The organism is Thioalkalivibrio sp. ALJ1 (genome assembly GCF_000745395.1).
Taxonomy (GTDB): domain Bacteria; phylum Pseudomonadota; class Gammaproteobacteria; order Ectothiorhodospirales; family Ectothiorhodospiraceae; genus Thioalkalivibrio.
On record NZ_KN050684.1, the window covers coordinates 1,861,456 to 1,886,884 of the forward strand.

The following is a 25,429-nucleotide window of genomic DNA, read 5'->3' on the forward strand; positions in this document are numbered from 1 at the left end:
TTCGGGTGATCGCGCCGAACCCAACAAGAATCAACAAGGATCGAACCGATGTGCGGGATCGCAGGAGAATTTGTCTGGGGTGAACGCCGGGCCAGCGGCGAGGCCGTGGCCCGCATGCTGCCCTGTCTGGAACGACGCGGGCCGGATGCCGATGGCCTGTGGGCCTCCGGGCGGGTGGCGCTGGGTCACCGGCGGCTGTCCATCCTCGACCTGTCGCAACGTGCCCATCAGCCAATGTTCGACCCGGAGACCGGGTTCGCCCTGGTGTTCAATGGCGCGATCTACAACTTCCGCGCGCTGCGCTCCGAACTGGAAGGCCGCGGCCACCGTTTCTTCTCCACCGGCGATACCGAGGTCATCCTGCGTGGCTACGCGGAGTGGGGCGAGGGGATCGTCAGTCGCCTCCACGGGATGTTTGCGTTCGCCCTGTTCGACGGCAATGCCCAGCGTCTGCTGCTGGCGCGTGATCGTATGGGGATCAAGCCGCTATATCTGGCGCGTATGGGCGACGGGATCCGCTTTGCCTCCAACACCCAGGCGCTGCTGGCGGCGGGCGACGTGGACACCGAGCTGGATGCCGAGGCGCTGCACATGCTGTTCTCGCTGCATGCGGTGGTGCCCGCGCCGCGCACCGTGCTGCGCGGCATCCGCAAGCTGGAGCCAGGACATTACCTGAGCATCGATGCGCGCGGGCAGGAACGGCTACAGCGCTATTGGACACTGTATGCCCACCGCCCGGAGCCGGTCGTGTCCGACGCCGAGTGGCAGGAGCGTATCGAGCACAGTCTGCGCAGCGCCGTGCGCAAGCGTCTGGAGGTGGCCGATGTGCCGGTGGGCGTACTACTCTCCGGCGGGCTGGATTCCTCCCTGCTGGTCGCGCTGGCGATGGAGGAGGGGGCACAGGACCTGCGCACCTTCACCGTCGGCTTCGAGGACCAGCCGGAGGAGAAGGGCTCGGAGTTCGAATACTCCGATCCGGTCGCCGAACGCTATGCCACCGACCACCAGGCGACCCTGATCCCCAACGACCAGGTCCTGGCCCGGCTGCCGGAGGCCGTCGGCGCGATGGCCGAACCGATGTTCGGTCAGGACGCGGTGGCCTTCTACCTGCTCTCGGAGCAAGTGTCGCAGCACGTGAAGGTGGTGCAGTCTGGCCAGGGGGCCGACGAGGTATTCGGCGGCTACTTCTGGTATCCACAGATGGCGGAGGACCGCCACGGCGACTGGGTGGAACGCTTCCGCCGCCACTACTTCGACCGCGACCATCCGGAAATGGCCGAGATGCTGCAGCACCCACCGGCCACCGACATCACCGGGGATTGGCTGCGCGAACAATTCGCCGAACTCGAGACCGACCGCGCCGACTCTTTCATCGACGCGGTGCTGGCGCTGGATGTGACTACACTGATCGTGGATGACCCGGTCAAGCGTGTGGACAACATGACCATGGCCTTCGGCCTGGAGGCACGGGTCCCGTTCCTGGATCACGAGCTGGTGGAGACCGCCGCCGCGATGCCGCCGCACCTGAAGCTGGGCGACGGCGGCAAGGACGTGCTGCGCCGCATCGCCCGCGGGCGTCTGCCGGACGCGGTGCTGGACCGGCCCAAGGGCTACTTCCCGGTGCCGGCCCTGAAGTACGTGCGCGGCGACTTCCTCGAGTTCATGCGCGACATCCTCACCTCGCGCGCCTCGCGCGAGCGCGGGCTGTACCAGCCGGACTACATCGACAAACTGCTGGACGCCCCCGACCAGTATTTCACCCGCATCCAGGGCTCCAAGCTCTGGCACGCGGCCCTGCTCGAGTACTGGCTGCAGACACACGTGGATCGGTAAGCGCTGCATGGAACGAGTGCGGATCCGGCGTGTGTACGATCCGGTGAATCCCGACGACGGGTACCGCGTGCTGGTCGACCGCCTGTGGCCGCGGGGGATCAAGAGATCCGCGCTCGCACTGGACGCCTGGGAGAAAGAGATCGCGCCGTCCTCGGAGCTGCGCCGCTGGTTCGCGCATGACCCGGGTCGCTGGCGCGATTTCTGCCGCCGTTACCAAAAAGAACTGGAGGGGGCCCCCGAGGCGTGGGCTCGTTTATTGGCGTATACCCTCCATGGTCCCCTGACCCTGCTGACGGCCACCCGAGACGTGGACTACAGCCACACGGTGGTGTTGCGTGATCTTCTCGACGCCGAATGGGCCGAGGCAGAACCAGCGGGGGAGCGCGCTTCGCCGGTGTGCTTTGAACCCGGAAGCGGAAATGACACGGAGTAGATCGCTCGGCTCCGTGTCTCCCCGCGCTTCCTGACCGGCGTCAGACCTTGAAGCGGTTGACGATTTCGCGCAGCTGCTCCGACAGCCCGGCCAGGGTCTCGCTGGCCTGACCCATCTGCACGACGTTGGTTGCGTTGTGCTCGGAGACCTCGCTGATCGAGTGGATGTTGCGGTTGATCTCGTTGGAGGTCGCCGACTGTTCTTCGGCCGCGCTCGCGATTTGACGCGTCATGTCCTCGATCTTCTCGACCGCGGCAACAATCTGTTCGAGCGATGTGCCCGCCTGGTTGACCTGATCCACACCATCCTGGGCTTGGGTCTGGCTGGCGGCCATCGCCGTTACAGCCTGATCCGCGCGCTTCTGAACCGCCTCGATCATCTGCTGAATCTCGGTGATCGATTCCTGGGTGCGGACGGCAAGGTTGCGAACCTCCTCGGCGACCACAGCGAAACCGCGACCATCCTCCCCGGCGCGCGCCGCCTCGATTGCAGCGTTCAGCGCCAGCAGATTGGTCTGGTCAGCAACGTTGTTGATGACCTGCAGGATCTCGCCGATGTTGTCGCTGTCGCCCTTGAGTGCGGTGATGACTTCCGCGGTGCTCTGGATCTCGTTCGACAGCTTGTTGATCGAGGTGACCGACGCGCTTACCACGTTGCGGCCACTCTGGGCCTGTTCCGTGGTCTCTCGCACGACATCTGCCGTGCTCTGACTGTTCCGGGCGACCTCCTCGACGGTTGCAGTCATCTCGTTGATCGCCGCGGCCGCGTCGCTGAGCTGGGCGTTCTGACGGTTTACACCCTTGTCGGTTTCTTCGTTGATGTGCGAAAGCTCGGTGGCGGCCGAGGCCACTTCCTCCGCATGTCCGCGGACGTTGCCGATCAATTCGCGCAGGCGGGACTGCATGGTGGCGATGGCCGCAAGCAGCGAGGAGTTATCCCCCTTGCGCAGCTGAATCGGGACGGTCATGTCGCCTTCCGATACCTGGCGGACGATGTTCGAGGCGTAGGCGGGGTCGCCCCCCAGCGTGCGCAGGACGTTGCGGATCACGCCGAGGCTGATCAGCGAGGCAACGATCAGGATGACGATAGTGAGGCCGACCACCAACCAAAGTGCGCGTTGCAGTTCGGCCAGTGCGATCCCTTCGTCGAGCTCCATCAGCAGGCCCCAGCCGAGCAGGGGGATGTCGGTGTAGCTGCCGATCACTGCGGTGCCGATCGCGTTCTCGTATCGGCCAACGCCGCTGTCACCGGCAGCGATGGCCTGTGCGGCACGAGTGTCGATCGCCCGGTCAGTATCGGGGGCTGAACCAACGGGTGTGACGGGGCGGCGGTCGTGGTCCACCAGGTAGATTTCGGAACCCTCGCCAAGATCGATTGCGTTGACACGATCGAAGATTGCGTCGAGCTGCACGGCGCCCCGCATCACCGCGATGGGTTCGCCGTCCGCCCCCTCAATCGGGATTGCGACGGTGCTGACCCGATTGCCCGTCGCGCGGGAGACTACCGGCCGTGAGAAGGTGTCCTCCCCACTGATCGCGCTTTGGAACCATGCCCGGTCGGGCACATTGAAATCGTTCGCCTCCTCGCGGCTGAGGACGTGCGCTTGGCCGTCGAAGGACACTCCTACCTCGCCCATGCCGTCGGCGTTCACGACAAAGATCGTGTCGTATTCGCCGCGCAGCGAGGCGATCTGCTCGAGCAGGTGCTCGAGTTCATCGAGTTCCATTTCCCGGGCAGCATCGAGACCTGCCAGATAGCGCATTTCGTCCTGTCGCCCCACGAGCCACTCGGTAAAGGACTGCGCGTTGGATTCGCCCATTGCATGAAGCCGGTCGATGGTCGCGTCGGTGTAGGAGGCCCGGTATTGCAAGAAGATGAGGGTGGCAACGATGAGGATCGCGCCTACGATAAGAGAAAGGATCATCAGCGTCAGGCGGGTGCCGAAGCCGGCTCTGGACAGGGGATTCAGGGATCTCATCGCGTTGGCCTTCCATATCGCTGTTGTATTCGTCGGTCGACAAGCAGATTCGCCTCTGCGATGCAACCGCTACAGGGGGTAACGGCACGCTTATAGGCTTTTTTAGCGCATTTTAGGAATTTTTCTTGTGGCAACCGTTGACAGCGTGCCGGTGCGGGCGGGCGTCCCGACAATCGAGGCGCTTCATCCTGCTTCGGGCTTTATTCGTTGCGAAACAAGGTTGCGAAGGGTCCGTGGAGGGTCTCGCGCCACAACAGGATGATCGCGACGTAGAGGTAGGCCGGCATGAGGATCTCGAGGCCTTCCTCGAGGCGAGGAAACAGCCCGCTGGGGTGCGCCAATTCCACGCCGAAGGGCTACTTCCCGGTGTCGGCGCTCAAATCACGTGCGCAGCGACTTCCACGAGTTCATGCGGGGCATCCCCAGCTTGCGCGAGCGCGGGCTGTACAGCCGGCCTACATTGACAGGCTGCTGGACACACCCGGCCAGAACTTCACCCGCATTCAGGGCTTCAAGCTGTGGCACGCGGCCTTGCGCGAATACTGCCTGCAGACCCACTTGGATGCGTGATCAATGGGCGTATAGCACCACCAAGCACACGAAGGCACGAAGAAGGTCCAGGGCGGGTTGCACCACGGAGCACAGGACAAAGTCGTTGATTGGCTTGCAGCTGAAGTACGTGCCAAACACATCGAGCTGCATTGGGGGTGAACCCCTTTAGATGGGCTATTCCCGCCCATGACGCTCGCGCCCTTCACCCGAAATGCCTCGACCCGCCTCCGTGTACTCCGTGTCCTATGTGGTTAATCCACTCTTGACCTTGACCTTCTTCGTACCTTCGTGTGCTTCGTGGTGAAATCCGAATTTCCCTCAGGACTCTTTCAGGCGCGGCATCAGCATCGTCAGGTTGCAGGGCATGGTGCGGTCGTCCAGTTGGGCCTGGATGATGCGGTCCCAGGCGGTGCGGCAGGCGCCGGTGGAGCCGGGCAGCACGAACAGGTAGGTGCCGTTGGCCACCCCCGACAGGGCGCGGGACTGCAGGCTGGAGGTGCCGATCTCTTCATAGGACAGCATGCGGAACAGCTCGCCGAAGCCCTCGATGGTCTTGTCCAGCAGCACCGAGGCGGCCTCCGGGGTGCCGTCACGACCGGTGATGCCGGTGCCGCCGGTGGTGATCACCGCGTCGATCTCGGGATCGGCGATCCAGCGCGAGAGCTCCGCGCGTATGGCGTAGATGTCGTCCTTCACGATCCCGCGATCGGCCAGGCGGTGGCCGGCACCCTCGAGGCGTTCCACGAGGGCATCGCCGGAGCGGTCCTCCGCCAGTTCGCGGCTGTCGGAGACGGTCAGGACGGCGATGTTCAGCGGGGTGGTGACAGGGGAGGTATCCGGCGCGGAAGCGGTCATGGCAACGTCCTGTTGGTGTATCGTGGCGCCCATCTTAATGAGTTGCTGGAGTTCCGGGAATGTCGGAGCGGGTACAGAAGGTCCTTGCGGCGCGGGGGCTTGGTTCGCGGCGCGAGATCGAGGGCTGGATCGAGCGCGGCGAAGTGCAGGTGAACAACCGCACGGTGAAGCTGGGCGACCAGGTCGGCGAAGGCGACGTGATCCGCGTGCGCGGGCGTGTAGTGCGGCAGCCGGATTACCCCCATCGCTGGATTGTGTATCACAAGCCGGTGGGCGAGATCTGCAGTCGTTCCGACCCAGAGGGGCGGCGGCCGGTGTTCGCGAGCCTGCCCCGGCTCAAGGGGCAGCGCTGGGTGGGTGTGGGCCGCCTGGACCTGAATACCTCCGGCCTGCTGCTGTTCACCACCGATGGTGAGCTCGCGAACCGGCTGATGCACCCGAGCATGGCCATGGAGCGCGAGTATGCGGTGCGAGTATTGGGCGAGGTGCCCGAGGCCACGCTGACCATGCTGCGCGAGGGTGTGGAACTGGAAGACGGTGCGGCGCGGTTCGATAGCCTGCAGGAGCAGGGCGGAGAGGGCGCGAATCACTGGTATCACGTGATCGTCAGCGAGGGGCGCAACCGGCTGGTACGACGCCTGTGGGATGCGGTCGGGGTGACCGTCAGCCGCTTGATCCGGGTGCGCTACGGGCCGGTGGTCCTTGGGCGGGGCCTGAAGACCGGCGCTGTGCGCAATCTGGAGCCGCGTGAGGTGGCGGGGCTGTACGAGGCGGTGGAGTTGCCGATTCCGGAAGCGGTGCGACCGCGCGGTCGAGGCGGGCCACGCCGTGATAAGCGCCCGGACAGTCGGTCTGGGCAGCCCGGCAAGAAAGCGCCTGTGCGCAAGTCACGCAATAGCCGCGCGGCCCGCGAGGATGGCTGGAGTTCGTCGGCCCCGAAGAAATCCGGCAAGCCGGACAGCGGACGGCGGGGCACAAAGCCCGCAAGTGGCCGCTCGGGCAGCAAGCCGACGGGGGGCGGGAAGCCGGGCGGCCGTCGCCAGCGGTAGCGCCGTATGCGGATTCGTGAGCTGCTGGAGACCTTGCGCGCGGAGTATGGCGACCTGCAGTGGTGGCCGGCGGATACCGCGTTCGAGGTGATGGTCGGTGCGGTACTGACACAGAACACCAGTTGGACGAACGTCGAGAAGGCGCTGGCCAATCTGCGCGCCATCGACGCGCTGTCACCGGACGGGCTGATGGCCTTGGGCCAGGAGGAACTGGCCGGGTACATCCGCCCCAGCGGCTATTTCAACGTCAAGGCGGATCGTTTGCGCCACCTGCTGGCATTTCTGGACGAGGCCGGTGGTGTGGAGGGTCTGGCATCGCTTGAGACCGATGCGCTGCGCGCTGCGTTGCTGGCGGTGAAGGGCGTGGGGCCGGAGACCGCCGACGATATCGTGCTGTATGCCTTCAACCGGCCCGTATTCGTGGTGGATGCCTACACCCGGCGCCTGTTCGAGCGCCTGGAAATCCCGCAGGCGCTTGACCACTATGATCGCTTGCGCGCCCATGTGGAGGCCGAGGTGGGCCCCGATGTCGCAGCACTGAACGACCTTCACGCGCTGATCGTGGAGCATGGCAAGGAGCGTTGCCGACCGCGGCCGCGTTGCGAGGGCTGTCCGCTGCAGGGCCGCTGTTACTATCCCGGTTGACGCGCTGTTCGCGTAACCGGAACCTCTACGTTTGTCGATTGGCCAGCGAGGTCTGAATGCGGTACGTCTACACGTTCCTAATCCTTCTTTTCGTCGCTGTGGTCGCGATTTTCGCGATCCAGAATTTGCGTCTGGTCACGCTCAACTTCCTGGCCCTGCACGTGACCATGCCGCTCTCGCTGTTGATTGTCGGGATCTATTTGTTGGGCCTGGTATCCGGCGGCGCACTGGTGGCCTTGATTAAGCGCTGGATTCGTGGCGCCAGTCGCTAATTGTGCGCTGGCAAGTAATTCAGCGGCTTCATCAGGGCGCTCGCGCAGGGCGCGACTCCAGAGTGGGAACAGGTTCTGTTCCTCGCGGCCCTCGTGTTTCGCCAGTGCCCCGGAGATCAGAGCGAAGAACGGGGCCACCGCCCAGGCTTCGTCCACGCCTTCGCTGAATTCGTGCTCCAGCATCGTGGTCTGTTCCAGGATCTCGTCGTGTTCGCGCAGCATGATGGAGGTCGGGTCCTGTCCATTGGGGCTGCGGGGCAGGTCGAGGAGCGGCACGATCATTTCATTCTCCACCTGGATGTGACGGTGCAGTCCATCCACATAGGCGTGGAAATCCGGTGCGGCCCCCTCGAGGTCGCCGGCATTGACCTTGTGCAGGGCGCTGGCGAACAGGCGGTCGATGCGCAGGTGATCGCGTTCCAGAAGATCCACTAGATCCACAGGGGCGACGTCGTCGCGGCGCTGCACCGAGAGCTTCCAAAGCGGTGGACCTTCGGCAAGGGTTTGCCAGTGGATTGCATGGCGCAGTTGCTGGCTGATCGCATCCATCAGCAGCTTCGGTTCTTGATCCAGCCAGACCTCGAAGACCTGTGCGGTGCGCAGTTCTCGCAGGGTGTAGTAGGCGCGGGTATGGGCGTGTTCGGCCAGCCCGCGAAGATCGAGAACAAAATCCGCCATGTCAGGGTTCAATCGGCGGTTGGCTGGATGCCACGGCGAGCAGCCATCGAGGCGCCGATGGCGCGGCGGTCCTCCGGCCCCAGCAGATACTCGGCAAACGGGAGCACGGCGCGTTCCTCCAGATCGAGGTGAACCCGGTATTGCTCGATCCACGCAGCGGCGCCGGTGAGCTCCGCCCGCTCACCGCTTGCGATGCGTTCCAGGTCGGGCTCCAGGCGATCCCAGCCGGCCTCGATCTCGGTGTGTTCGGCCGTGAGGCGATCCAGCCATTCGCAAAGCTGTGGGTGGCTTTCGGAGTGGTCGCAATGGCGCCGTAGGAGGGGGAAGAGGTCTTCGTCTTCATCCGCATGATGGTTGGGTGCCGCCTCGTGGAAATACTTGAGGATTCGGTCCGCCGCAGTGCGAGCCTCCTCATCGACACCGTTGTCCTGCAGATGTGCCGGCAGGCGCTCCAGGATATCCAGGGAGTTGAAGATCCTGCGATGGCAGGCCCGCAGCAGCTCGATAGGTTGCTGGAATCCAGGGATGGGTTTGTGAAGTTGTAAGTCCATTGCGGGTTTTGCGTCTCGAAAGTTACCTTGAGGCAAGACTTTTACGGAAACGGCTGATGGCCGTCTTGATTTCGATCAATATATACAAAATATAACTTCACGTACGCTGTGCAAAACCCGACAAGGAGCGTTCCATGCATCCTCGCAACCGGATGTTCATTCTCGCAGCCCTGATCTACGCCCTGCTGGGCGGGCTGCTCGGCATTGTCTGGCTGGCACAGCCGGGGCTGATCCCGGGCAACGTGCCGCGCATCCATGGGCACCTGATGCTGCTGGGATTCGTGATCATGATGATCTACGGCGTGGGCCTGCACGTGCTGCCTCGTTTTTCAGGGCGCTCGTTGTTCTCCGAACGTCTGGGGCACGCGCAGTTCCTTTTGGCGAACGTCGGACTCTGGGTGATGGTCGCAGGCTGGTTGCTGTTCCATAACCCGACCGTCGCGGTCGGTGGTGCGATGGCCTGGGGGGCGATGATCCTGTTTGCCGTGAACATCGCGCTGACCGTGCGGCACTACGGACCGAAGGGGGCCTGAGCATGGCACGCGAGGAATACAGCGGCTGCGAATTGCCGGGTGACCTGTTCTACGACCTGGATTATGTCTGGGTGCGTCCGGAGGACGACGGGACCTTTACCCTCGGGATTACCGATCCCGCCCAGACCATGGCCGGGCGGGTGCAGTACTTCCGTTTTCGCAAGCCGGGTTCGCACCGGGCGGCGGGCAAGCCGGTGGCGCGTCTGGAGTCCGGCAAGTGGGCAGGCGGCATCCCGACCCCGTTCGACGGCATCATCGAGCGCATCAACCCGGCGGTGGAGGCCGATCCCGGTCTTGTAAACGTCGCACCCTACACCGATGCCTGGGTCGTGGTGATGCGCCCGGACGACCCGGAAAAGGCGCTGGAGCGGCTGCACACCGGTCCCGAGGCGATCGCCGGCCTCAAGCAATGGATCGACCGCTACGACATCCACTGCATGCGCTGCGCGGACTGAGGGGAGACGGACTCATGAAGGTGGAACTGCTGGTGTCCGAATGGTGCGCCTCCTGTCACGACGCCGAACGCGTCTGGCGGCAGGTGTCGGAGGACAAACAGATCGACTTCGCCGTGGTCGATATGGGTCAGCCGGAGGGCCGCGAACTGGCGACCCGGCTGCGCATCCGGTCGATTCCCGCGGTGGTGGTCGATGGCGAGCTCAAGCACATCGGTCTGCTGGATCGCACGGCCGCCACCGGACTGGTGGGCGCCGCCCCGGAGCGTACGCAGAAGGCGGCCCGGCATGTAGGGCTGGGCCTGTCACCCTCCAGTCGGGCCTCGGTGCTGGGGGCGATGGTCTGGCTGCTGATCGCGGGGGTGGCGCTGCCGCTGGGGGGCTTTTTCCTAGAGGGCGCGGCCCGGCCGGCGGCGCTGCACGGATTTACCCTGGGCTTTCTGCTGCTGCTGATCATGGGGCTTGGGGAGCATATGCTGCCGCGCTTTACCGGCCACCCGATCGCGGGCGGCTGGGTGTGGGCCTGGGCGCCGCAAGTCCTGGTGCATCTCGCCGTAGTGGGCATGGGGCTGGGGTGGATCCTGGGCGTCGCGACGCTGACGGCGGTGGGCGCGGTAGCGGCCTTGTTAGGGCTCACGTTGTTTGCGGTTCGGATGGTCCCGCTACTGGTGCGGCCGTCGCTGTGATTGTTGGTCACAGTAGAATCCGGGACCATGCTGCCCATGTATTGCGCGGCTGCTACGCGGCGTGGCGGGAGTTCGGGTCCCGCTAACCAGCGCGCAGGTGCGTGTCGCTGCTGTGATGGGCGCTATGGCTTTTTGGCGAGGTCTTGGCTAGTCTCCGGACTATATTTCCTGTTTCCGGAAATACCCCGAATCGTATTTTGCCTGGCGCGTCTCCCCGGAGGCGCGTCCTGCATTTTGGAGCGTGAAAAGTGAACAAGCCGAAGATCGTTGTCTCTACCACGGACATGGAACGCCTGGACAAGCTGCTGGAATCGTTGCCGGCGGATGCCTTTCCGGGCAAGACGGACCTGGAGGCCGAGCTGGACCGCGCGGATGTGGTGGATTCGCATGCGATCCCGGGTTCGGTGGTCACGATGAATTCCAGGGTCCGGTTCCGGGTGATCGAATCCGGCGATGAATTTTCGATGACCCTGGTATATCCGCGCGACGTGGACGAGAGCGGCGGTACGTTGTCGATCTTGGCACCGGTGGGCAGCGCCCTGCTGGGCCTGTCAGAGGGTGACGAGATCGGGTGGCCACGCCCGGGTGGTGGCCAGATGCACGTGCAGATCGAAGAGGTCGAGTACCAGCCGGAGCGTGCGGGCGAATATCACCGCTGACCCGTGGTCGGGGCGACGTTTCAGCCCCAGTAGCCCTGGCGATACCACTGGCCACTGCGCAGGCAGCAGTACAGCCACAGCCGGCGACCCTGGCGATCTTGGGCGCAGGCATAGTCACGGCGCGCATCCTGGCCGTGATCCCACCAGCCGTCTTCCAGCCGTCCCAGCCACCGGGGCTGGGTGGGGGGAGTGATGGGTTCGGGGCGCTGCAGCCAGAGCGCGGTTCCGCAGACCTGCTGCGCCGGTGTTGGGGTATCAGGATCCGGCAAGGTAGCGAGATCGTGCCATGGCCTCTGACCGTCCTCCGGCCTTGGTGTGTGGCGACTGACCAGACGCGCGACGGCCTGTTCGCCCAGTCGGGCGCGCAGGCGGGCCAGCACTGTGGGCACCTGATCCGCCGATGGCGCACTGGCCGGATCCTCGGCGAGCAGGCTATTGCTCCGGGCCGGCGGGTCCAGCAGGCGAGTGGCCCACAGGCGCAGGCCGATGACCGCCTCCGGCAGGGTCTCGCGCTCCAGGCGAGTCTGCCACAGGGACAGCCATTCGTCGGTGCGTATGCCCGGCTGCCCCCGCTCCAGCGAAAACCGCGTGCGCGCCTCGCGATGCGCGAGCTCCAGTGTTATCCCCTGCAGACTGCGGTTCAGACCGCGCAGCTGGGCCTCGGCCTGGCGCAGCAGGCGCTTGAGCGGAAAGGCCAGGGCCGTTGTGGCGTGGATCTCGTGGTCCAGGCGCAGAGACAGGTCCAGCACCGGGGGCGGAGCAAACCGCGGCAGGGTCTCCGTACGCCTCGCCAGCAGGCGATCCAGCAGGCCCAGCAGTTCCGGTCCATGGCGCCGGGCCAACTCGGGGCGCGAGAGGCGCAGCAGATCGCCGAGCTGGCGCAGGCCTACGGCCCGCAGGCCCTCGCGGGTGGTGGCCGCGAGTGGCAGCGCGTCTAGCAGGACCGGCGACAGGACGCGACGCAGGGCCTCGGGATCTTCCGCGATTACGGGGTTGCGCGTGCGGGCCAGCAGGCGCGCGGCGGCGGGGCTGAGTGCCAGGCCGATACGAGGGTGGAAGCCCAGTTCACCCAGGGTAGACTGAATCTGCTCCCGCAGGACCTCCAGGCCACCGAACAGGCGGCGGCTGCGTCCGATCTCCACCAGGATGCGCTGGGCCTCCGGTTCCGGGTGCACGTGGTCGGAGAACTGCAGCAATACACCCGCCAGCATCTCCAGCTGGGCTTGCAGGGTCTCCGGGGCATGCTCGACCAGTTCCGGGGTATCCAGTACCGCCAGTGCATCCCCTAGTGCCATGCCGGGGCGAGCACCTGCCTGTAGGGCCGCACGGTTGGCGGCATGCACCCGCGGAGTGGGGGCGGATTCCACTACCAACAGAGGACGCTGCAGTCGCTCATGGCCCGGTTCCGCGCGGGCCAGTGCCTCCAGCGCCAGGTGTGGCAGGTCGATCGCCATCCAGTGTTCCTGCCGCATCCGGGCACCCGCGGGAGCACTATGCGCCTGTGGCGGACGGGGTATGGGCGCGGTAGCCGGGAGCAGGCTCAGCTGCTGCCGGGTCGGTTTCAGGCGCGTATCCGCACGTGGGGGGCGGGCAGGGTGGCCCATCTCAGGTCTCCGCGGGAGCGGGAACCTGCAGTGGGTCGCCGGAGCGGGCCCAGGGGCCCAGCCCCTTCAGGCAGTGTAGTTCCAGGCCGGAGGCCGTGGGCTGCCAGCGCAGGCGCTGATGGGCCGGCGAGGGCTGGGCCGCGGCCGTCGGCGGTCGGTACAGGATGGCGCAGGCCCGACTCTCGCTGGCGGCCAGGCGCAGCCGGCGCAGCAGGGCCGTCTCCACGGGGCTGCGCAGCCAGGCGAGCAGTACGCCGAAGGCCGGGTCGCGCAGGCACTGTTCGCCGGCCCACAGGGTGTCGCGATCGTGCTCGGTGCGGATCAGCAGTACCCGCTCCGGCGGGATGCCCAGGGTCTGCCAGCCCGGCAGCCAGGGGGTGGCCGATGGTGCGATCACCGCAATCCAGTAGTCGTCCTGGCCGCAGGCGGCCAGCATGGGGACCAGCAGCCGGGTCTCGCCGCAGCCGAACGGGGCGCCCAGCATTTCGACCAGCTGGCCGCGTGGCCAGCCCCCGCCCAGGGCCCGGTCGAGCTCCGCGTGGCCGCTGGGCCAGACCGGGGCATCCGGGGCCGGGGTGGCGCTGCGTCCGCGCCAGAGGGCCGGATGGTCGAGCAGGGTATCCAGCGCGCCCATGACTCAGGTCTGGGGGTCGAGATCGCGCAGAACGCCCACGCCGACCCCCTCGATGGCCAGTTCCTGGCGCTCCAGGTCGATCTCGATGGGGGCGAAGTCGGGGTTTTCCGGCAGCAGGCGGACCCGCGAGCCGTCCTGCGCGAAGCGCTTTACGGTGACCTCGTCCTCGATGCGGGCGACCACGACCTGACCGGGCCGGGCCTCCGGGGTCTGGCGCACGGCCAGCAGGTCGCCGTCGAGGATGCCGGCATCGCGCATGCTCTCGCCATGCACGCGCAGGAGGTAGTCCGGGCAGGCGCGGAACAGGGCGTCGTCGACCCGGTAGTGGCGTTCTATGTGTTCGGTGGCAAGGATCGGCAGGCCGGCGGCGACGCGCCCGACCAGGGGCAGTTCGGTCGGTGCGCCCCGGGCGGCGCGGGGCAGGCGGATACCGCGGGAGGTACCGCCCAGCAGTTCGATGGCGCCCTTTTTCTCCAGGGCCTTCAGGTGACACTCGGCCGCATAGGGCGAGCGAAAGCCGAAGGCCCGGGCGATCTCGCTGCGGGTCGGCGCCGTGCCCTGGGTGGCAACGGTCTCGATGATGTAGTCGAGGATGGCCTGCTGGCGTTCAGTAAGCGACACAAGGCGCCCTCCGGTAACTGTATATACATACAGTACATCTACGCCCCGCACGAGGACAAGCGAAAAAGGTCAAGGTCAAGGGCGATTCACAGGAAGATGGGAAGATCGGAAGGTTTTTAGGGTGAGGCGTGATCGCAGACGTCCACGTTGTCCCCCCGCCGTGTGTTACGGCACTGCCGTCATATCCACCAATCTTCCAGCCTTCCTATCTTCCTGTAGACCGCCCTTGATTTTGGGCGGTCAGGTGGGGGTGTAGTCGAGGGGGAGGGCGGTGCGGTCGACGACGCGGCGCAGGACAAAGCTGGAGTGCACGCTGTCCACGCCCTCCAGGCGGGTGATGCGCCGCAGCAGGAAGTCCTGGTAGGCATCCATGTCCGGCACGACGACCTGCAGCATGTAGTCGGCGGACTGGCCGGTGATCAGGTAGCAGTGCTGCACCTCGGGGTAGCCAGCCACGGTCTCCTCGAAATGCGCGAAGCGCTCCGGCGTGTGGCGGTCCATGCCGATGTGGATCAGGGCGGTCAGCTCCAGGCCCAGACGGCGCCGGTCCAGCAGCGCCACGCGGCGCAGCAGGATACCGGCCTGCTCCAGCGCGCGGACGCGGCGCAGGCACGGGGAGGGGCTGAGTCCGACGCGTTCGGCCAGGGCCTGGTTCGACAGGCTCGCGTCCTCCTGCAGGATCTCGAGGATGCGGCGGTCATAGCGGTCCAGTGAGTGCGGTTGCGGTTTCATAGGTGTATTATTGCGCATATTGAGCTTTAATGCGCAATTATAGATCCTTATTAAGGCCTTGATAGGGAAAAAAGCAAGGTTATGCCCGGATGGATGCGTTAGAATAATGCACAGATAGAAATCCGGAGCGCGGTGGCTGGTGTTCGGCCCGCGCCCTTACAGGAGACGCGCACCATGGCCTTCGATCACACCAAATATGCCCCGTTCCCGCCGATCGACAAGGCGGATCGCCGCTGGCCGACGCAGCGCACCACGGTTGCGCCGCGTTTCTGCGCGGTGGACCTGCGCGACGGCAACCAGGCGCTGGTGCACCCGATGAGCGTGGAGCAGAAGATGCGCTTCTTCGAGGTGCTGGTGGATATCGGCTTGACTGAGATCGAGATCGGCTTTCCCTCCGCCTCGCAGATCGACTACGACTTCACCCGCCGCCTGATCGACGAAGACCGCATCCCCGAGGGCGTGTATATCCAAGTGCTGACCCAGGCGCGCGAGGACCTGATCCAGAAGACCTTCGCGGCGCTGGAGGGCGCGCCGCGCGCGGTGGTGCACGTGTACAACTCCACCAACCCGGCGCAGCGCGAGCAGGTCTTCCGCATGGACCGTGCCGGCATCCGCGGCATAGCCGAGAACGGCGCGCGCTGGGTGCGCGACTACGCGGCGAGGTATCCGCAGACGGACTGGATCTTCCAGTACTCGCCGGAGAGCTTCTCCACCACCGAGCTGGACTACGCGGTCGAGGTCGTGGACGCGGTGAACGCGATCTGGCGCCCGGATCAGGGGCAGAAGGTGGTGATTAACCTGCCGGCTACGGTCGAGTCGACCACGCCGAACGTGTTCGCCGACCAGGTCGAGTGGTTCTGCGACTATGTGCAGTATCGCGAGCACTTCTGTGTGTCGCTGCATACGCACAACGACCGCGGTACCGGCGTGGCCGCGGCCGAGCTGGGCCTGCTGGCCGGGGCCGATCGCCTGGAAGGCACGCTGTTCGGTAACGGCGAGCGCACCGGCAACATGGACCTGGTCACCGTCGGCATGAACCTGTACTCGCAGGGCATCGACCCGACCATCGATCTCTCCGACATGGAACGGCTGATCGACGTGTACAAGGAGTGCACCGACATGCCCGTCCATCCGCGCCATCCGTGGGCGGGCGAGCTGGTGTACACCGCGTTCTCCGGCAGCCATCAGGATGCGATCCGCAAGGGCCTGGCGTACTACAAGGAGAAGGGCGGCCACTGGAACGTGCCCTACCTGCCGATCGACCCAGGCGATCTGGGCCGGCGCTACGAGGAGGTCGTGCGCATCAACAGCCAGTCCGGCAAGGGCGGCGTGGCACATGTGCTGGAGCGCGATTACGGTATCGAGGTGCCGCGCTGGCTGGCGATCGAGTTCGCCCGCATCGTGCAGAAGGATGCCGAGACCTCGCAGATCGAGGTCTCCTCGAAGCGCATCCACGAGCTGTTCGAGCAGCACTACCTGACGCCGGTCGCCGGCTGGGATCTGGTGCGCTACGAGATCGAGAAGGAAGGCCCGGTGGTGCGGCTGGACGCGACCATGGGCCCGCCCGGGCGCGAGTCGCGCCTGCAGGGCGAGGGTCACGGGGCGGTCGAGGCCCTGACCGCCGCGATGCAGGCCGAGCGCGGAGTGGAGGTGAAGGTCAGCCACTTCGACGAGCATGCGATGGAGTCCGGCACCGAGGCACGCGCCATGGCCGCCGTGGAACTGACGGTCGATGGTGAGCGTTCGGTCGGGGTCGCTCTGGGTGAGGACACCACCGCCGCGACGCTGCAGGCGGTACTGAATGCCACCGGCCGCCGCCTGGGCGAACGCGCCGCCGAACCGGCCGCCGTCAACGCCTGACCCGCGGCCTTCTGTGCGTCCGAGGGCGCGCAGGCGGGGCATTGAGGGCCACGCAATCACCGGTCGTTGAGGTGGGGCTGGCTTTGGCAGGGCCTTCGTCTGCAAGCAGGCCCTACCGGGGTTAGATGCGGCTTTGTAGGAGCCGCCTTGGCGGCGAAGTCTCCGCTCGCGCTGGAGCGTCGCAGCCGGGCCTGCGTCCCAGGCTTTTTACTTCACCCGCTTCTCCAGCATGGTCTGCATGCGGGTCAGGCGTTCCTGCAGTTTCAGGGTTTCCTGCTGCAGTTCGTGGATCTCGCTATGCAGCACCTTGTTTTCCTCGTGCACGCTCTCGTGGATCATCTGTTGTTCGATTTCCATGGAGCGGTCATGCATGCGCTGCATCGCGTCCACGATGATCGCGATGAACAGGTTCAGCACGGTGAATGTGGCGATCAGGATGAAGGGCACGAAGAATGCCCAGGCCCAGGGGTAGGTCTCCATTACCGGGCGCGCAATGTCTTCGGACCAGCCCTCGAGGGTCATCACCTGGAACAGGCTGTACATGGTGGCGCCGAGGGTGCCGAACTTGTTCGGGAAGGACTCACTGAAAAGCCCGGTGGCGATGATCGCAAATACGTAGAAGATCAGTACCAGCAGACCCATGATGGAGAGAATCCCCGGGATCGCGCGCAGTAGTGCCTCGACGATGAAACGAAGTTTGGGCACCAGCGAGACCAGGCGTAGCAGACGCAGCACGCGCAGTACGGAAAATGGGCCGGAGGCCGGAATCAGTGCGATCCCTACCACGAGGAAATCGAACACATTCCACGGGTTGCGCCAAAAACTTAGACGGTAGACGAACAGCTTGGTCAGCACCTCGGCGGTGAAGATCGACAGGATGATGACGTCCGCGGCCAGGACCACGGGCCCCATCCAGCCCATCACCGTGTCCGAGGTCTCAAGGCCCAATGTCACCGCATTCAGCAGGATCAAGCCGATGATGAAGCGCTGGGTCAGTTGGGCCTCGATAAAGCCTTCCAGACGGGTGCGCAGCGTGGGGGTCTCGCTCATGATGTCAGGGGTCGTCGCAGTACTCGGGGACGCGCAAGAGTAGGGTAAAGCCGAGGTTGCGGCAATTGTCGGAACGCGGGTTGTGGAGCCGGAGAAAAGAGGCGATGTGGGATGAGCGCTATGCCGCGGACGAGTATGTCTATGGCACTGAACCGAATGATTTCCTGCGTGCGGTCGTGGCCAATGTGCCGCGTGGCCGGGCGCTTTGCCTGGCCGAGGGCGAAGGCCGCAATGCCGTGTTCCTGGCGCAACAGGGGTTCGAGGTCCTGGCGGTGGACAGTTCCGCGGTCGGGTTGGAGAAGGCTCGGCATCTGGCGGAGGATCGCGGTGTTCGCATCGAGACGGTTGTGGCAGACCTTGCCGCTTACAGCATTGAACCGGCTACGTGGGATTTGATTGTCTCGATCTTCTGTCACCTGCCTCCGACGCCCCGGAAACGGTTGCATGGGGACGTCGTGGCCGGCCTGCGACCGGGTGGTGTTTTCATCCTGGAGGCCTACACCCCGGCGCAGCTGGAGTGGGGCACAGGCGGGCCGCCCACTGCGGAGTTGATGATGACGCGGGATGACTTGGTTGCCGAGCTGGACGGCCTGGAATTCGAGGAAGCCGTGGAGCGTGAGCGCGACGTCATTGAGGGGCGGCTTCACACTGGGCGCGGGGCGGTGGTGCAGATCCTGGCGCGCAAGCCGTCTTAGGGTCGGGGATAGCCGTGCTGGATCAGCGTTTCCCTTGGGCGCAGCGCCTGTATCAGGCTTGCGCCGGCGGCACGGCTACCCCGGCTTCGCGCAGCCACTGACTCAGGGTGATCAATGGCAGGCCGACCAGTGCGGTCGGGTCGTCGCCCTCCATGCGGGCGAACAGGCTGATGCCCAGGCCCTCGGACTTGAAACTTCCGGCGCAGTCCAGCGGCTGGTCCAGCTGGATGTAGCGTCGGATCTCCTCGGGGCTCAGTTCGCGGAAGGTCACGGTGAAAGGGATCTGACCCGTTCGGGCCTGGCCCGTCGCGGTATCCAGCAGGCAAAGGCCGGTATGGAAGGTCACGGTCTCTCCGGACAGTGCCGCGAGCTGCGCCTCGGCACGGCCCACGTCGCCGGGCTTTCCGAGGATGTGGCCGGCATAACTCGCGTTCTGGTCGGAACCAATCACGAGGTGGTCGGGGTAGACATCGGCCACGGCCCGGGCCTTGGCCTCGGCGAGGCGGACCACCATCGTCTCGGGCCGTTCGTGTGGTTGTGGGGTCTCGTTGGCCCCGGGCCGCGCGGTCTCGAACGGTAGCCGCAGTCGCCCCAGCAGTTCCGCTCGGTAGGACGAGGTCGAGGCTAGTACCAGGCGCCGCGGGGACTTAGCCATCGGCGCTGTCGATCTCGATCAGGGCATCGTCCGGGTTGGCGGCGGCCCCCTTGGCGATGTTGACTGCGGTGATCGTGCCGGATACGGGGGCGGCGATCTCGGATTCCATCTTCATCGCCTCCAGGACCAGTACCGGTTGACCGGCCTCCACGGTATCGCCTTCCGCCACCAGGACATCAATGATGGTTCCGGGCATGGAGGTGGTGACATCGCCGGGGCGGGTGGCGCGGCGGGACTTCTTGCCGCCGCCGTTCCCGGGACCGCGGTCCGCGCCACTGCTACCCGTGGTCTCGATCGTGTCGAGGGTCTCGATCTGGACCTCTTCCGGTATTCCGTCGACGGTCACGTACATTGGGCGGGTGTCTTCGCGGTGGTGGCCGGAGCCATTGACCTGGATGTGGTAGGTCTCGCCGTGGAAGGTGACGTTGAACTCCACTGGCGCTGGACAGCCGGCCTGGGTGTTTTCCGGAAGATTGAGGGGCTCTGGATCGAGCGTTCCATCGCGGCGTTGCTCCAGAAACTGGCGGCCGACTTCGGGGAACAAGGCGAAGGTCAGGACATCCTCCGGTCCCTGCGCAAGGTCACCGATCTCGCGAGTCAGTAGGTCCATCTCCGGCTTGAGAAAGTCAGCCGGGCGGCTGTCGATGACTTCGGCATTGCCGATGGCCTTCTGCCGGACCACGGCGTTGGTCGGTCCCGGCGCGCGGCCGTAGTGCCCGGTGAGGTACTGCTTCACCTCGTTGGTGATGGTCTTGTAGCGCTCCCCGGCGAGTACGTTCATCACCGCCTGGGTGCCGACAATCTGGGAGGTGGGTGTGACCAGCGGGGGGTAGCCCAGGTCTTCGCGCACCTTGGGGATCTCCTCCAGTACGGCGTCGAAGCGATCCAGCGCGTTCTGATCGCGCAGCTGGTTTGCCAGATTGGAGATCATGCCCCCCGGGACCTGGTTCACCTGCACTCGGGTGTCGACCCCGGTGTACTCGCTCTCGAAGCGTCGGTATTTCTTGCGGACTTCGTGGAAGTACATCCCGATCTTCTGCAGCGCGACCAGGTCCAGGCCGGTGTCGTGTTCGGTGCCCGCCAGCGCGGCGACCAGGCTTTCGGTAGGCGGGTGGCTGGTACCGCCGGCAAAGGCCGAGATCGCGGTCTCGATGTGCCGACAGCCGGCCTCGATTGCCTGCCAGTGGCATAGCTCGGACAGCCCCGAGGTTGCGTGGGCATGCAGGTGGATCGGCACATCCAGCGCGTCTACCAGTTCGGTGACTAACTCACAAGTTGCCGCGGGCGTGAGCAGTCCGGCCATGTCCTTGATTGCGATGCTCTGTGCGCCCATGCCCACCAGTTCGCGCCCCAGGGCCACAAACTCGGCGGCTGAATGCACGGGGCCGGTCGTATAGCAAAGTGTGCCCTGAGCGTGTCCACCGGCTTCGCGCGTCGCTTCGATGGCGGAGCGCAGGTTCCGGGCGTCGTTCATCGCATCGAAGATGCGGATGATATCGATGCCTCCGGCAACCGAGCGCTCGACGAAGGCCCGAACGACGTCATCCGCATAGTGACGGTAGCCGAGCAGATTTTGCCCGCGCAGAAGCATCTGCAGCGGCGTGTTGGGCAGCGCGGTCTTCAGCTGGTGCAGGCGCTCCCACGGGTCCTCTTTCAGGAACCGCAGGCAGGCGTCGAACGTGGCACCGCCCCAGACCTCCAGGGAGTGAAAGCCGATTGCGTCCATCTGCTCGCAGATCGGCAGCATGTCGTCGGTGCGCATCCGCGTGGCGATCAGGCTCTGGTGGCCGTCGCGCAGGGTGACATCCGTGATGTGAACTCGGTCCATAGTCATTCGCGGGTCAGTCCGGTGTCCGGTCGGGCGAGTGTGTACATTGATCAGCGTTTCCCTAGAGCCCGTGATGGGCGGCAATGGCCGCGGCGATGGCCACGGCCAGCTGGCGGTCCGAGCGTTTGCCGGGGACGTGAGTCAGCTCCGGGTGGGCAGCCACGAACCCGGTATCAAAGTGGCCGCTGCGGAACGCCGGGTGGGCAACGATCGCCAGGTGGAACGGGATGGTGGTCTTGACCCCGAATACGCCGATATCGTGCAGCGCGCGATTGGATCGGGCCAGCAGGTCGTCCCATTCCAGGGCCCAGCAGATCAGCTTGGCGCACATCGAGTCGTAATGGGGCGGGATCGTGTATCCAGTGTAGATCGCACCGTCGGTGCGCACGCCTGGGCCACCCGGTGCGAAGTAGCGGGTAATCCGACCAAAGCTTGGGAGGAAGTCATTGCTTGGGTCTTCCGCGTTGATGCGAAACTCCAGTGCATAGCCGCGACGGGTGATCTGGGACTGCTCGTAGCGCAGCGGCTCGCCAGCCGCGATTCGCAGTTGCTCTTGCACGATGTCCACCCCAGTGATCATCTCAGAAACCGGATGCTCCACTTGAAGTCGTGTGTTCATCTCCATGAAATAAAAGGAATCATCGGAGTCCATCAGGAACTCGACGGTGCCCGCGTTCTGGTAGCCGACCGCCAGTGCGGCGCGCACGGCCAGTTCGCCAAGGTGCTCTCGTTGGGTCTCGCTCAGTTGCGGTGAGGGCGCGATCTCTACCAGTTTCTGGTGTCGTCGTTGCACGGAACAGTCGCGTTCGAACAGGTGGATCGCATGGCCGTGTGTGTCGCCGAGGATCTGCACCTCGATGTGCCGTGGATTGACGACGGCCTTCTCCAGGAAGATCTCAGTGCTTCCGAAGGCGCGGGTGGCCTCGGAGCGCACGCGCTCGAAGTTATGTTCCAGGGCCGCGGCGTCCTCGCACAGGCGGATACCGCGTCCACCCCCACCGTTGGTGGCCTTCAGCATGACCGGGTAGCCAATTTCCGCTGCCACCGCGAGGGCCTCTTCGGCGTCTTTGAGGTTTCCCTCCGACCCAGGTGTTACGGGGACACCGGCCTCGATCATTGCTTGTCGCGCGGCGACCTTGTCGCCCATGCGGCGGATGACGGAGGCATCCGGCCCCACCCAGGTCAGGCCGCGGGCCGCGCAGGCCGCTGCGAAGTCGGCGTTCTCCGACAGGAAGCCGTACCCCGGGTGCACGGCGTCACAGCCCGCGGCACGGGCCACGCCGATCAGGCGATGGAGATTGAGGTAGCCACCCATGGAATCCGGGCCGATGGCGTAGGCCTCGTCCGCCTTTTTGACATGCAGGGCATGGCGGTCAGCGTCGGTGTAGACGGCGACTGAGGTGATCCCCATCTCGCTGCAGGCCCGGATCAGGCGCACGGCGATTTCGCCCCGGTTGGCAATGAGCAGCTTGCGGATCACACGGAAGGCCCCGGGCAGGTCGATGACAACCCGAGTATCGACGTCGTTTGCTGACGCTGCAAGTTTCTGTTTCGCTTTGACAGATCGCCCGCGCGCGGGTATATTCCGCGCCCTCGCAACCGAGCCAGAAATGAGCCGCATCCCCGTTTCACTTGATCCGTGGCAACCGCGTGCCCGGCACCTCGAATTCGAGGGAGACCTGGGCCCGGAAGACCTCCCGCGACTGCGTGCCGATGCTCTGCCGGGACACCCGCTGCAGGTGCACGCACAGTTCCGGCTGGAACGCGGGTCGCTGGACGAGATGCGCTTGAGCGGGACGATTACGGGCGAGCTGTGGCAGACCTGCCAGCGCTGTCTGCAGCCGGTGATCTGGGAGTTCCGGCTCGAGGCGGATGCCGTGCTGCTGCCGCCGGAAGGCACGCCGGCCGGCATGAGCGAGGGCGACGACTTTGTCGAACTCGAGGCGGATGGCCTGCTGCGGCCGGCGGTATGGATCGAGGAAGAGGTCCTGCTGGCCTGGCCGCTGGTGCCGCGCCATGCGGATTGCAAACCGGCTGCGGAGCCCGAGTTCGAGGAGGGCGAGGGCGGCGAGAACCCATTCGCGGTGCTCGAACAACTCAAGCAGAGCGGCCCGGAGCGGCGCGGCTCGTAATGTGACCTGGGGTCGGGGCAATGCCCGGGCCGAACCGTTATACTTGCGCCCGTTTTGCTATCGGGCTCACTCCCGTCGCGACGGGATTTGATCAATCTGGAGATGCATCATGGCTGTTCAACAACGCCGCAAGACCCGTTCCAAGCGCGACATGCGCCGTTCCCATGACAGTCTGACGGGCGCCACGCTGTCCACCGACCCGACGACTGGCGAGATCCATCGCCGTCACCACGTGACTCCGGATGGTTTCTATCGTGGGCGTCAGGTGATCCAGCAGGACGTCGAAGTCGACGAAGACGAAGATTAAGGTCCAGGGAATGACCGTCCCGGGGCCACGGCTGCGCACGCACCGTGGCCTTTCCGCGTTTGAATTCGGCCGTTTGACGGCCGATCATCGGACCCGAACATGACTGCCAGTTTCACCATCGCACTGGACGTGATGGGCGGCGACCATGGAGCGCCCGTCATCCTGCCTGCTGCCCGCCGCGCACTGAAAATCGCGACGGATTTTCGCCTACTGCTGGTGGGCGATCAGGAGACGATCGAGTCGGGGCTTGCCGGCTGGTCGGCGAGCGAGCGCGAACGGGTCGATATCGTCCACGCCAGCCAGGTGGTCGGCATGGAAGAGCTGCCGGCCGTGGCGTTGCGCAACAAGCGTGACTCCTCCATGCGTGTCGCGATCGACCAGGTGAAGAATGGGGCCGCCCAGGCCTGTGTGTCCGCCGGCAACACGGGGGGCCTGATGGCTACCGCCCGTTATGTACTGAAAACGCTCCCCGGTATCGATCGCCCCGCCATCGCAACGGCCCTGCCGTCCATGACAGGCCATACGCACATGCTGGACCTGGGTGCGAATGTCGATGTCGAGGCGGCACACCTGTACCAGTTCGCGGTGATGGGGTCGGTATTGGCGAATGCCGTGGACGGGCTCGAAGCGCCGCGCGTCGGCCTGCTGAATATCGGCGCCGAGGCAATCAAGGGGAACGACCGGGTGCGCGAGGCTGGGCGCATGCTGGAGGCCTCCAGCCTGAACTACATCGGTTTTGTCGAGGGCAATGACGTCTACTGTGGTGATGTGAATGTTGTGGTCTGCGATGGTTTTGTCGGCAATGTCGCGCTGAAGGTTAGCGAGGGCGTCGCCAAGATGATCTCCTCGAACATGAAGGCCGAGTTCCGCGCGTCGGTGTATTCGCGGCTCGCAGGCCTGTTCGCATTGCCGGTGCTGCGGCGCCTGCGCCATCGCTTCGATCACCGCCGCTACAACGGCGCCTCGTTGTTGGGCCTGCAGGGTGTTGTGATCAAGAGTCACGGGAGTGCCGACGAGCTCGCCTTCGAACACGCGATTCGCATTGCCCGGATCGAGGCGGAAGCGAACATCTCGCGGCGGATTGACAAGCAGCTCGGGCAGCTCCTGGGCCAGGGGGCAACCGAGTGAAGCACGCACGAATCAGTGGCACGGGGAGCTACCTGCCAGAACGGATTCTGACCAACGCCGAACTGGAGGCGATGGTCGATACCACTGACGCCTGGATTCGCGAACGGACCGGTATCCGAGAACGACATATCGTGGCCGAGAACGAGGTCACTTCGGATCTCGCACTGAAGGCCGCGGAGCGCGCGATGGATGCGGCCGGCATCCGTGCCGCCGACCTGGACCTGATCCTGGTGGCGACCACGACTCCGGATCAGATTTTTCCCAGTACCGCGTGCATCCTGCAGGCCAAGCTGGGCATCGGGGGCTGTCCGGCGTTCGACATTCAGGCGGTCTGTAGCGGGTTCGTGTACGCCCTGGCGACGGCCGATCGCTTCATGCAAAGCGACGAAATCCGTCACGTGCTGGTCGTTGGGGCGGAGACGCTTTCGCGCATTACCGATTACACCGACCGCGGTAACTGCATCCTCTGGGGTGACGGTGCCGGAGCGGTGGTGCTCTCCCGCTCGTCCGATCCGGGGATCATCTCGACGCACCTGCATGCGGATGGCCACCACAAGGGGCTGCTGGAGGTGCCGGGAGGGGTGTCGCAGCCGAGCGATAACCCCGACCTGGACTTCATCCGCATGGAGGGCCGGGCTGTGTTCCGCGTGGCGGTCAACACCCTGGACCAGATCGTCGACGAGACCCTGGAGTACAACGGGATCGACAAGTCGGAGCTGGACTGGCTGGTGCCGCATCAGGCCAATATCCGCATCATCCAAGCGACCGCGAAGAAGCTGAACATGTCCATGGACAACGTCGTGGTTACCGTAGACCGGCATGGCAATACGTCCGCGGCGTCCATTCCTCTGGCACTGGACACGGCCGTTCGCGATGGCCGCATCAAGAAGGGCGATCTGATCCTGACCGAGGCCTTCGGCGGCGGTTTTACCTGGGGCTCCGCGCTGATCCGGATGTAGCGCCCTCCGTCATCGCGGGGTGCCGCACGTCAAACAAGGAAGCAACCG

Annotated in this window: 27 protein-coding genes and 2 pseudogenes; 16 read left to right on the forward strand and 13 right to left on the reverse strand. The window is 65.2% G+C overall.

Annotated features, from left to right (window positions below):
- The first annotated feature begins 48 nt into the window (after positions 1-48).
- Entirely contained in the window at positions 49-1,833 is a 1,785-nt protein-coding gene (locus F462_RS11160) for an N-acetylglutaminylglutamine amidotransferase (protein WP_038054132.1), read from the forward strand.
- 7 nt (positions 1,834-1,840) lie between these two features.
- Positions 1,841-2,266, forward strand: coding sequence for a DUF488 domain-containing protein (locus tag F462_RS11165; protein WP_038054136.1), 426 nt, complete (start codon positions 1,841-1,843; stop codon positions 2,264-2,266).
- Between the two features lie 40 nt (positions 2,267-2,306).
- Here the strand turns inward: F462_RS11165 and F462_RS11170 are convergent, their stop codons facing one another.
- The gene (locus F462_RS11170) at positions 2,307-4,244 is read right to left on the reverse strand and encodes a methyl-accepting chemotaxis protein (RefSeq protein WP_038054138.1); all 1,938 of its coding nucleotides are present in this window, start codon (positions 4,242-4,244) and stop codon (positions 2,307-2,309) included.
- A gap of 200 nt (positions 4,245-4,444) precedes the next feature.
- Positions 4,445-4,591: a hypothetical protein gene (locus F462_RS13850; RefSeq protein WP_018140825.1), complete on the reverse strand. Its 147-nt coding sequence runs from the start codon at positions 4,589-4,591 to the stop codon at positions 4,445-4,447.
- Position 4,592: 1 nt separating this feature from the next.
- On the opposite strand from F462_RS13850, the pseudogene F462_RS13680 reads away from it, so the two are divergent.
- Positions 4,593-4,814 (forward strand): annotated as a pseudogene (locus F462_RS13680) (N-acetylglutaminylglutamine amidotransferase); the annotation flags it as partial.
- A gap of 300 nt (positions 4,815-5,114) precedes the next feature.
- On the opposite strand, the gene moaB reads toward F462_RS13680, so the two are convergent.
- Positions 5,115-5,651 (reverse strand): molybdenum cofactor biosynthesis protein B, encoded by a 537-nt coding sequence (moaB, locus tag F462_RS11175; protein ID WP_018140827.1) that lies wholly within the window; start codon positions 5,649-5,651, stop codon positions 5,115-5,117.
- A gap of 59 nt (positions 5,652-5,710) precedes the next feature.
- Here moaB and rluB point away from each other — a divergent pair, with 59 nt between their 5' ends.
- Genes rluB through F462_RS13500 form a run of 3 tightly spaced genes read left to right on the forward strand, consistent with a single transcriptional unit; the run spans position 5,711 to position 7,617 of the window.
- Positions 5,711-6,700 carry a 23S rRNA pseudouridine(2605) synthase RluB gene (gene rluB, locus F462_RS11180; RefSeq protein WP_038054139.1) on the forward strand — a complete coding sequence of 330 codons (990 nt, stop codon included), beginning with the start codon at positions 5,711-5,713 and terminating at the stop codon, positions 6,698-6,700.
- A gap of 6 nt (positions 6,701-6,706) precedes the next feature.
- On the forward strand, positions 6,707-7,345 hold the full coding sequence (locus F462_RS11185) for an endonuclease III domain-containing protein (RefSeq protein WP_038054140.1): 639 nt from the start codon (positions 6,707-6,709) through the stop codon (positions 7,343-7,345).
- A gap of 56 nt (positions 7,346-7,401) precedes the next feature.
- Positions 7,402-7,617 (forward strand): LapA family protein, encoded by a 216-nt coding sequence (locus tag F462_RS13500; protein ID WP_081911401.1) that lies wholly within the window; start codon positions 7,402-7,404, stop codon positions 7,615-7,617.
- On the opposite strand, the pseudogene F462_RS11190 reads toward F462_RS13500, so the two are convergent.
- Both F462_RS11190 and F462_RS11195 read right to left on the reverse strand, forming a co-directional pair.
- Positions 7,591-8,295: pseudogene (locus tag F462_RS11190) on the reverse strand (hemerythrin domain-containing protein); the annotation flags it as partial. The gene F462_RS13500 and the pseudogene F462_RS11190 overlap by 27 nt on opposite strands.
- An 8-nt stretch (positions 8,296-8,303) precedes the next feature.
- Positions 8,304-8,846 carry a hemerythrin domain-containing protein gene (locus F462_RS11195; protein WP_038054142.1) on the reverse strand — a complete coding sequence of 181 codons (543 nt, stop codon included), beginning with the start codon at positions 8,844-8,846 and terminating at the stop codon, positions 8,304-8,306.
- Positions 8,847-8,980: 134 nt separating this feature from the next.
- Here F462_RS11195 and F462_RS11200 point away from each other — a divergent pair, with 134 nt between their 5' ends.
- The 4 genes from F462_RS11200 to rnk all read left to right on the forward strand — a co-directional run bounded on the left by F462_RS11200 (position 8,981) and on the right by rnk (position 11,176).
- Positions 8,981-9,379 (forward strand): hypothetical protein, encoded by a 399-nt coding sequence (locus F462_RS11200; protein ID WP_018139948.1) that lies wholly within the window; start codon positions 8,981-8,983, stop codon positions 9,377-9,379.
- A gap of 2 nt (positions 9,380-9,381) precedes the next feature.
- Positions 9,382-9,834 carry a biotin/lipoyl attachment domain-containing protein gene (locus F462_RS11205; protein ID WP_038054145.1) on the forward strand — a complete coding sequence of 151 codons (453 nt, stop codon included), beginning with the start codon at positions 9,382-9,384 and terminating at the stop codon, positions 9,832-9,834.
- 14 nt (positions 9,835-9,848) lie between these two features.
- Positions 9,849-10,517, forward strand: coding sequence for a glutaredoxin family protein (locus tag F462_RS11210; RefSeq protein WP_038054147.1), 669 nt, complete (start codon positions 9,849-9,851; stop codon positions 10,515-10,517).
- Between the two features lie 248 nt (positions 10,518-10,765).
- Entirely contained in the window at positions 10,766-11,176 is a 411-nt protein-coding gene (gene rnk, locus F462_RS11215) for a nucleoside diphosphate kinase regulator (RefSeq protein ID WP_038054149.1), read from the forward strand.
- A 20-nt stretch (positions 11,177-11,196) separates the two neighbouring features.
- Here the strand turns inward: rnk and F462_RS11220 are convergent, their stop codons facing one another.
- The 4 genes from F462_RS11220 to F462_RS11235 form a co-directional block, all read right to left on the reverse strand.
- Complete coding sequence (locus tag F462_RS11220) at positions 11,197-12,630, reverse strand: Y-family DNA polymerase (protein WP_038054152.1); 1,434 nt, start codon at positions 12,628-12,630, stop codon at positions 11,197-11,199.
- 151 nt (positions 12,631-12,781) lie between these two features.
- Complete coding sequence (gene imuA, locus F462_RS11225; RefSeq protein ID WP_038054154.1) at positions 12,782-13,414, reverse strand: translesion DNA synthesis-associated protein ImuA; 633 nt, start codon at positions 13,412-13,414, stop codon at positions 12,782-12,784.
- A gap of 3 nt (positions 13,415-13,417) precedes the next feature.
- Positions 13,418-14,035 (reverse strand): transcriptional repressor LexA, encoded by a 618-nt coding sequence (lexA, locus tag F462_RS11230; protein WP_038054156.1) that lies wholly within the window; start codon positions 14,033-14,035, stop codon positions 13,418-13,420.
- A 240-nt stretch (positions 14,036-14,275) separates the two neighbouring features.
- On the reverse strand, positions 14,276-14,767 hold the full coding sequence (locus tag F462_RS11235) for an Lrp/AsnC family transcriptional regulator (RefSeq protein WP_018866164.1): 492 nt from the start codon (positions 14,765-14,767) through the stop codon (positions 14,276-14,278).
- A 174-nt stretch (positions 14,768-14,941) separates the two neighbouring features.
- Between F462_RS11235 and F462_RS11240 the strand changes: the two genes are divergently transcribed.
- Complete coding sequence (locus F462_RS11240) at positions 14,942-16,627, forward strand: 2-isopropylmalate synthase (protein WP_038054158.1); 1,686 nt, start codon at positions 14,942-14,944, stop codon at positions 16,625-16,627.
- A 207-nt stretch (positions 16,628-16,834) separates the two neighbouring features.
- Here the strand turns inward: F462_RS11240 and F462_RS11245 are convergent, their stop codons facing one another.
- Positions 16,835-17,677 carry an ion transporter gene (locus tag F462_RS11245; RefSeq protein ID WP_018139938.1) on the reverse strand — a complete coding sequence of 281 codons (843 nt, stop codon included), beginning with the start codon at positions 17,675-17,677 and terminating at the stop codon, positions 16,835-16,837.
- 104 nt (positions 17,678-17,781) lie between these two features.
- On the opposite strand from F462_RS11245, the gene F462_RS11250 reads away from it, so the two are divergent.
- Positions 17,782-18,372, forward strand: a complete 591-nt coding sequence (locus tag F462_RS11250) for a class I SAM-dependent methyltransferase (RefSeq protein ID WP_038054161.1) — start codon at positions 17,782-17,784, stop codon at positions 18,370-18,372.
- Between the two features lie 52 nt (positions 18,373-18,424).
- On the opposite strand, the gene F462_RS11255 is transcribed toward F462_RS11250, so the two are convergent.
- From F462_RS11255 to F462_RS11265, 3 genes are all read right to left on the reverse strand, one after another.
- Positions 18,425-19,027 carry a Maf family protein gene (locus tag F462_RS11255; RefSeq protein WP_038054164.1) on the reverse strand — a complete coding sequence of 201 codons (603 nt, stop codon included), beginning with the start codon at positions 19,025-19,027 and terminating at the stop codon, positions 18,425-18,427.
- Complete coding sequence (gene oadA, locus F462_RS11260) at positions 19,020-20,855, reverse strand: sodium-extruding oxaloacetate decarboxylase subunit alpha (protein WP_038054167.1); 1,836 nt, start codon at positions 20,853-20,855, stop codon at positions 19,020-19,022. Before oadA ends, F462_RS11255 begins: the two co-directional genes overlap by 8 nt.
- A gap of 61 nt (positions 20,856-20,916) precedes the next feature.
- Positions 20,917-22,335, reverse strand: coding sequence for an acetyl-CoA carboxylase biotin carboxylase subunit (locus tag F462_RS11265; protein WP_038054170.1), 1,419 nt, complete (start codon positions 22,333-22,335; stop codon positions 20,917-20,919).
- A gap of 130 nt (positions 22,336-22,465) precedes the next feature.
- Between F462_RS11265 and F462_RS11270 the strand changes: the two genes are divergently transcribed.
- The 4 genes from F462_RS11270 (at position 22,466) to F462_RS11285 (ending at position 25,381) form a co-directional block, all read left to right on the forward strand.
- On the forward strand, positions 22,466-22,987 hold the full coding sequence (locus tag F462_RS11270) for a YceD family protein (RefSeq protein ID WP_038054172.1): 522 nt from the start codon (positions 22,466-22,468) through the stop codon (positions 22,985-22,987).
- A 109-nt stretch (positions 22,988-23,096) separates the two neighbouring features.
- Entirely contained in the window at positions 23,097-23,294 is a 198-nt protein-coding gene (gene rpmF, locus F462_RS11275; protein WP_018139932.1) for a 50S ribosomal protein L32, read from the forward strand.
- Positions 23,295-23,393: 99 nt separating this feature from the next.
- Positions 23,394-24,422 carry a phosphate acyltransferase PlsX gene (gene plsX / locus F462_RS11280; RefSeq protein WP_038054174.1) on the forward strand — a complete coding sequence of 343 codons (1,029 nt, stop codon included), beginning with the start codon at positions 23,394-23,396 and terminating at the stop codon, positions 24,420-24,422.
- The gene (locus F462_RS11285; protein WP_038054177.1) at positions 24,419-25,381 is read left to right on the forward strand and encodes a beta-ketoacyl-ACP synthase III; all 963 of its coding nucleotides are present in this window, start codon (positions 24,419-24,421) and stop codon (positions 25,379-25,381) included. The genes plsX and F462_RS11285 overlap by 4 nt, the downstream gene beginning before the upstream one ends.
- The last annotated feature ends 48 nt before the right edge of the window (positions 25,382-25,429 follow it).